Annotated in this window: 2 rRNA genes; both read left to right on the forward strand. The window is 44.9% G+C overall.

What is annotated here, in order from left to right:
- Positions 1–173, forward strand: a 16S ribosomal RNA gene (locus tag AC1DSL_RS19315); the annotation flags it as partial.
- A gap of 236 nt (positions 174–409) precedes the next feature.
- Positions 410–544, forward strand: a 23S ribosomal RNA gene (locus AC1DSL_RS19320); the annotation flags it as partial.

Below are 544 nucleotides of genomic sequence, written 5' to 3' on the forward strand. Positions count from 1 at the left end.
GTGAATACGTTCCCGGGCCTTGTACACACCGCCCGTCACACCACGAGAGTTTGTAACACCCGAAGTCGGTGAGGTAACCTTTTAGGAGCCAGCCGCCGAAGGTGGGACAGATGATTGGGGTGAAGTCGTAACAAGGTAGCCGTATCGGAAGGTGCGGCTGGATCACCTCCTTTCTAAGGATAATTACGGAATATAGACCTTGGGTCTATAAGTTGACGTTTTGCGTTCAGTTTTGAAGGTTCATCTTCTTTATAGAAGACGATACTTTCAAAACYTGCTYMTGCGATTAYTCKTCGCAAAGCAAACCTTTGTTCTTTGAAAACTGGATAAAACGACATTGAAAGCAATAAACATTCAAGTAATTCAACATACAACTTCGGTTGTATGCGTAAGAACTTTTTAACTTTTAGGTTAAGTTAATAAGGGCGCACGGTGAATGCCTTGGCACTAGGAGCCGATGAAGGACGGTACTAACACCGATATGCTTCGGGGAGCTGTAAGTAAGCTTTGATCCGGAGATTTCCGAATGGGGAAACCCACTGTT

The sequence above is a fragment of the Paenisporosarcina sp. P4_D4 genome (genome assembly GCF_056401835.1).